General features: G+C 59.0%; 5 protein-coding genes. 2 read left to right on the top strand and 3 right to left on the bottom strand.

Features of this window, described 5'->3' with window-relative positions; all coding sequences use genetic code 11:
- Positions 1-285: 285 nt before the first annotated feature.
- Complete coding sequence (locus tag HNQ65_RS25930) at positions 286-531, bottom strand: hypothetical protein (protein WP_184344682.1); 246 nt, start codon at positions 529-531, stop codon at positions 286-288.
- 263 nt (positions 532-794) lie between these two features.
- Here HNQ65_RS25930 and HNQ65_RS25925 point away from each other — a divergent pair, with 263 nt between their 5' ends.
- Entirely contained in the window at positions 795-2918 is a 2124-nt protein-coding gene (locus HNQ65_RS25925; protein WP_184344680.1) for a hypothetical protein, read from the top strand.
- A gap of 113 nt (positions 2919-3031) precedes the next feature.
- Positions 3032-3598: a DMP19 family protein gene (locus HNQ65_RS25920; protein WP_184344678.1), complete on the top strand. Its 567-nt coding sequence runs from the start codon at positions 3032-3034 to the stop codon at positions 3596-3598.
- A gap of 61 nt (positions 3599-3659) precedes the next feature.
- Here the strand turns inward: HNQ65_RS25920 and HNQ65_RS25915 are convergent, their stop codons facing one another.
- Positions 3660-5723, bottom strand: a complete 2064-nt coding sequence (locus HNQ65_RS25915) for a hypothetical protein (protein ID WP_184344676.1) — start codon at positions 5721-5723, stop codon at positions 3660-3662.
- Positions 5724-5818: 95 nt separating this feature from the next.
- Positions 5819-6535 carry a YebC/PmpR family DNA-binding transcriptional regulator gene (locus HNQ65_RS25910; protein ID WP_184344673.1) on the bottom strand — a complete coding sequence of 239 codons (717 nt, stop codon included), beginning with the start codon at positions 6533-6535 and terminating at the stop codon, positions 5819-5821.
- Positions 6536-6623 lie beyond the last annotated feature (88 nt).

The following is a 6623-nucleotide window of genomic DNA, read 5'->3' as shown; positions in this document are numbered from 1 at the left end:
CTCCCACCATGCAAAGCGTTGGGTTTTCATCGACATGTCTTCTTGCCTCGATGCACCCAATTTGCCAATCGACAGGTTTTCAAACACGACCTAGGGTGAAATCCAGATCCACGAATCCATCAGTCTCCATGCCAGAGGTAATCTCCCGCCATCCTGTGGCTGTGGTGTCATTTTTCGGAGAGCAGGAACTAAAAATCCAGGAAAGAAAACCCATGGTGATGAGAGTACTGAGACGCAGATGTTTTACAGAGGCTGGGAGGTGCAGATGAATGTGCAGCGGTTGACTCATAAACCAAAGCCCTGGGTAAAGCCCCACGACCATCGTCGGGAAAGACAGCAAGGGCAGCGACGAAAACAAAACATAAGCCACTCTATGCCTGCCAGCAATTCATGCAGAAGCCACGCGCCGGCAAGGGCTGCCACAAGCAGCGCAGGTGCCGCGACCAGCCACCACCAGCCCAGCGAACGGGCATAAAAGTGCAGCAGAGACATCAAAATGCCCCAAGCCACACCCGCCAGGACGAAAATCATGAGTCCGCACGTCACCCCAGGCAGAAATCCCCGTCCTTCGGTATGCTTACAGGTTCGGCACTTGTAAATCATGGTGAAGTGGTACTCCCAACATGGGCAGCGCATGGTTTGGTCGTATTCGCAAATTGCTACGACTCACTTTGCCTTCTTCATGCGACGGATTCAATCGGCATCTTCCTGATGCCACGGGTTTCCACTTTCATTTCATCCTAGCACAAACAGCCCGCCATAAAACCCTGGCCACAGCACATTCCTTTTGCGAAGTGCGCCGCCGCTGTGACAATGCGCACGTGCTGCATCCACCCACGGCCTGCCTGAGCCTCCTGGCGTTTCTGACGTTCGGTGCATCCGCCGTCTCTGCGCAGCCGGTGACTCTCCGCACTGACAAGGTGGCCGTCATGATCAATGACTGGTTTGCCAAAGGCACCGCCACAGGGCTGCAAGCCATCACGTATGAAAACCGCGATGGCCAGCACTCACCGTTGCACACGGACCAGTACCCGCAGCTTCAGGTGTTTCCAGCCAGGGCAGGGGACACCGGCGCGGCCACGCAGGTGCGCAGCGTGCCGCTGCTGGGAAATTGCTCCATGGCCTCCGCCGCCACGCAGCTGGGCTGCCTGCCGCGCATCTACATGATGGACCCCGCTGGGAACCGCTTCCTGGCGCAGCAGTATCTCTCCAACAACCTCTTCATTTATCCCGAGCACCAGGACTACGACATCGGCGGCAACGGCGCAGGCGGTGGCGGCTACGGCGATCTCCTGCCGCTGAACACGCCCTGCCTGCTCATCTCCCAGGGCTCGTCATTCACCGACCAGCCCTTTCTCCGCGCGCTGCTCTCCACCACAGCAGCTTTTCCGCCGGACACACAGAAGCTGCTGATCGAAAAGCATCTGCTCGCGTCCACGCTGCAGTCCATCTTCCGCCGCGCCTACAAGGCCGTGGAGAAGCCTGAGGACTACTACACCGGCAAGGCTCACCCACCCGTCTTTGATGGCTCGCTGATCGACGAGGAAAAGATGGTGAACATCGCGCATGAGATGACGCCGGAAAAGATCCCGCCTCTGGTGCTGCTGCGCGTGATCGAGGAAACCAAGATCGAGCAGGGAAAGAACTTCTTTGAGCTGCCCAACCCGCACCCGTGGCAGCTCTCGGACTCGCCTGTGTCCATCGCGCGCATCCTGCGCGGCAATGAGGCCGAGCACGGCATGCTCATCAGTTTTGACAAGACCTTCAACCTCATGAAAGCGCCGCTGAAGATGCGCGCCGCGCTGCTGCAGGGAGACCCACGCTTTGTGCAGCTGGAGAGCCAGCCCGGCGGAGATGTGATGCGCCTGCGCGTGCGTTGGGCCCCGCCCATAACCACCGCCACGGGTATTCGCAGTCATCGCATCGACATCGGCATATTTGCCGACAACGGCGGTAGCGTCAGCGCGCCGGCCATCATCAGCTTTTACATGCTGCCCAGCGAGATGCACTTTTACGATGAGAAGGGCCGCGTGTCTGAAATCCAATACCAGACGCATAACCCCGACTTTGGACTGCCCGCCACGGACACGGACACACGGTGGGTGAAGATCCTGCTCGCTTTCAGCCTCAGGGACACCAACCTCCGCAGCCGGCTGCTGGATCAGATCCTCTCCGATGCTGAACGCAGCGGCCTGCAGCGGCAGTATCTCAAGCTGAAGCCCAAGCTGGACGCCCTGACCTCGCTGGAAAATGACGCCACGCGCAAGGATCTGGCCGCACAGTTGCGCAAGATGCTGCAGGAAAGCATTCGCGAGGCGCTGAAAACCCCTGTGGCGGAAAAGTCGGACCTGACAGTACGCGCCACCATCGAGAAGGTGATCGATGCCATCGGCAATTTTCATCAGCTCTACCTCAGCTCAAAGCGGGAACTGGATGCACTCGCGGCCGCCTCGCCCAAATCCACGGCAGTGGCCGATGTGCGTGCGGAACTGCATCACCTCATCACACAAGGAGTGCTGCTGGAGCAGGCCTCTGGGCAGGTGGACACGGTGTCTTCACCAGACAAGCTCTCCCTCGGAGAGCGCTACATGCTGCGCGGACTGAATCTCACACTGGTCAGCCAGGTGCTTTTTGCCGACGTCCTGGAGCGCTCCACCGCACCCGCGTATGTGAACCCACGCCTCACCACCCCCAAAGTATGGCGAGATGTGTACCGCTACGATCCTGAATCTGGTGAGCTGCAAGGCTGGATCCGCTATGCAGATTCGCGCATTTCAAACTTCGACGCCGAAGGTCGTTTCATGCCAGAAGGCCCAAAGGGCAAGGCCGTACCGGTGCTCTACCTCATGAATGCAAACGGCCAGCTCACCTGGCGCCCGCAGCCCGAGCCGAAGCCGGTGTCGCCGCCATCCAAGTGATAGGATGTGCGGTTCCATATCACGCCGCTTATGAGGCACCATTGTGCGATATACCTGGCTCAATTCCCGCACTCTGGGGTAGCTTGCTAAATCAGGCCCGTTGCAATGGCGAAATGAATGATGGATACTGTGCATTTGTGAACAATAACCTTCCATCGCCAAGCTACGACATTGATGAACTTCTGGATATTGGTACAAAAGATCCAAATCGGGCGATTTTGGTAGAGCTTCACGGACACCTCGAAGGTTGCCAATTGCTGCCAGTCGAACAAGCTGTATTCGCGCTATGGGATCTTGTTTCCGGAACCGGGAATGACGGATTTGATGGATACTTGTACGCTGGCGATGATCGAGGATTCGAAGGACTCTATCGAGCCACTGATGCGGCCAAAGTAGTGGGTGCTGAATTGAGCTTGAAGTTATTGCTTGAGGTGGAGGGAATATTCGAGAAGGCAGGATTGACGCGAAAGCGCGCAAGAGAACTCGGAGTGAACAGCCTCGATGAGTGCCAGGACTATCCAGAGGGGCGGGCAGTAGAGGAGATGTTAGAGAATGATGGAATTGATAGTAGTTCCAGAGGGCTTTTTAGTCGCTGGAATGACCTTTCATTTTCTGAGGTTCATCCTTTGTTGTTGGCATACTTGGAGGCCAATCGTGAGTTGTTACGCTGTCGCAAATAGATGAGTGGGTCGGCCATATAATCGGGGAATCCGGGGTCAGATGCTTTTGGCTCGGTACTCGTCAATCATAGCTCAGCACATCATGCACCTTCCACGAGGCCCGTGATCTACCCACGCCCTGCTCACTCCACTGGTGCATGTCCAGAGCCTCGACAGGCTCCAGCCATTTCAGCGCTGCTTTCAGCCCCTCATCACCGTCATTCTGCGCGCGTGCAGAGGCAAAGGCTTTCAGAAACTCGCGCAGTTTGGCAAAGTTCAGCTTTATCCGCATACCCGTGGCAGATGATACGCCGGGCTTTGAGAGCAGCTCCGCGAGGTGCGCCTGTTGTACGCGGGATGAGCCCAGCATGAAGAGCTTGTCATTCAATGACACGACCGGGGCCAGCTCGCGTGAATCAAACGGCATCTCATAGCTGTAGCTCGTCAGGTCGCCGCTGCGCTTCACGGTGACGGCGGGCAGCTGGATGGGGAGAGGTATGGGCGAACTTTTGATGAGCTGCTGCAGGGAGGTCTCGATGTTCTGCCAGGCAACACCGATGAGTGCGCGGTTCTTCATTTCATGCACTGAGGCAAAGCGCGGCAGCGGCACGGCTTCACCGCCCGGCGGCAGGCCCGGCAGCGCAGGCATCTTGCCGCCTACATCCAGCAGGATGGCGCCATCCATCCCCAGCCCTTTCTGCCAGATCGTCTTCGTGCTGTCATAGATGCCGATGACAGATGGCAGCACGGCCTGATCCACCAGCTTGTAGATCTGCGCCGACTGCTCGCCACCCACACCCGCTTTGACCAGCTCATGCGCCGTGGTATGCAGGGCATGCATCCACGCTTCGAAGTAAGCACGACCGGCACCTGTGGCCGTGCCCTGGCCGCTCAAGCCAAAAACGAGCTGAGGCTCGTCCAGCAGCGCGGCAAACTGCGTGGGCTGCGCCAGCATCTCGGTGTCTTTGGCAGACATACCACCCACCGCATCCATCTGCAGGCCGCCATCCCACCAGACAGCGGCAGCACCTGTGCTGTGCTCCTTGTGATAATAAGTACGCTCCGCCGCAGTCAGTGCGATGGCCTCCGGCTCCAGGGCACGCACCGCAGCTTCAAACACCTTTTCTTTCTGCAATCCAGCCAGCGCACCACGGATGATCGGCTGGAAAGGATGGTCCGAATGCACCGCATCAAGAAATGCTCCCTCCCAGCACGCGATGAGGCCGAGGCGCTTCTCGGCATGGGCATCCAGCAAGCGCATCTCCGGCCGTGCCAGCAGGGAGTCCTCCACGCCATTGGCCAGACGGATCTGGTCTTTCGAACGACCCACGCCCACAAACACACGCTGCGGGCCCAGCCCCAGGGCCAGCACCCATTTCTTGCGCGCCAGAACCTCCAGCCCGCGCGCGATGCGGTCCTTCATCTCCGGCGTGATCTCCGGCGCCGCCTTGGTCAGGGCTGCCAGCCATTCATACCGCCGGTCCTTGGTCAGCAACTGATCCATGGCGATCTCATTGACCGTGATCTTCTCTCCCTGAGCGGTAACGATACGCGACTGCGGTGCATCTCCCAGCCAGTCCGCCAGATGCAGCATCTCACTCATTTGATGCAGCGCCTTCTCAGGCTCTGGCGAGGCCACGCCGATCATCACCGGCGGCATCTCAAAACGCTCCAGCAGCAGGATCAGAGCCTCCAGCACTTCGGGATCGCGCAGCGCCACGTCCATGAGCTTTTTGACGTCAAAGCTCGTGCCCAGCCCCGATAGCACACCACCGCTCATCATGCCGCGATAGGAGGTCTCGTTGTAGAGATCGTTTAGCTGCCTCAGCAGAAGCAGGCTTTTGGAGCTGTCTTTGCCAAAGGCCAGAAAGAAGTCGTCCACGCTCATGCCGCTGGTCTTGACCGCAGCCGGGGTTTTATCCTCCAGAAAAGTCTGCACCTGACGCCACCACTGGGAGGCCTGCAACGCCTCCATATGCTGCTTCCAGTGCACGCTGCTGAGGCAACACTCCACATCTCCCGCCACACGCGCCGCCAGCCCAAGCTTTTCTGATTCGGTAAGCAGTGTGGGTTGTATGACGACGGGAGTCTCCGTCTTGGGCGCGGGCGCAGTCTTTTTTTTGTCGCATCCGCAGAGCAGGAGCACGGCGGGCAGAACCCAGAATGACGAAGCCCTAAAAGCGCGCGGAAGGAGCCGATACCGCCCCCATGCGAACTTCGGGCTTTGACATTCGGGGGTCATCATTTCAGCGCTGCGTAAACCCGGTGCACATCATCATGCCCGTCCAGCGCCTGCAGGAAGCTCGTGATCTCATCGCGCTGCTCGTCGGTCACTTCGGGGTACTCCTTGGGCACGTAGCTCATTTCGGAGGTGGTCACCTGCCAGCCAGCGGCTTTGAGGGCCTTCGTCACGGCGTCCAGCGTCGTCGTCTGGGTGAAGAAACGCGCACCGATGTGGCCTGCGGCTTCCTCGTCCTCGACTTCCATAGGCTCCACATTCTCCGCCTCGGCCTCCAGCGCGGCCACTTCGATGTCCAAAGTCTTGTCCGCGTGATGCGCCTCGACCATGCCCACGTGGTCAAACATCCACTGCACCTTGCCCATGCTGCCAGCGCGGAAGAGCACGCGGATTTCCGAGGAGGTGCGGTTGTTGTTGTCCGTCAGGCATTCCACCACCACCGGCACGCGGTGCGGGGTGAATCCTTCATAAACCGTCGTCTCATACTGCACGGCATCCGGCCCGGTGCCCGAGCCCTTGGCGATGGCGCGCTCGATGGTGTCCCGTGTCACGCTCTGCTTCTTGGCATTGGCCACCGCAGCGGCCAGACGGGCGTTGTACTCGGGGTGCGGCCCACCCAGCTTGGCCGCCACCTGGATTTCACGCACCAGCTTGCCCGTGATCTTGCCCTTTTGGTCTGCGGCCATTTCCCGCCATTTCTGTTTCCATTGTGCGCCCATGATGTGTGTCGTTCAGTTCAAAGTTAGACCGCCATCAAAGGTGGGAGTGGGGGGAATGCAAGGAGCACCAAGCTACGAAGCACGCTCA

The organism is Prosthecobacter vanneervenii, assembly GCF_014203095.1.
Lineage (GTDB): Bacteria > Verrucomicrobiota > Verrucomicrobiia > Verrucomicrobiales > Verrucomicrobiaceae > Prosthecobacter > Prosthecobacter vanneervenii.
Note: the sequence above shows the minus strand (reverse complement) of the source record. Positions and strands in the feature narration are given on the sequence as shown.

Excerpts from the sequence above, each read along its gene's own strand:
- HNQ65_RS25920 (WP_184344678.1), top strand. The coding sequence starts at position 3,032 with ATGAATGATGGATACTGTGCATTTGTGAACAATAACCTTCCATCGCCA.
- HNQ65_RS25910 (WP_184344673.1), bottom strand. The coding sequence starts at position 6,535 with ATGGGCGCACAATGGAAACAGAAATGGCGGGAAATGGCCGCAGACCAA.
- HNQ65_RS25930 (WP_184344682.1), bottom strand. The coding sequence starts at position 531 with ATGATTTTCGTCCTGGCGGGTGTGGCTTGGGGCATTTTGATGTCTCTG.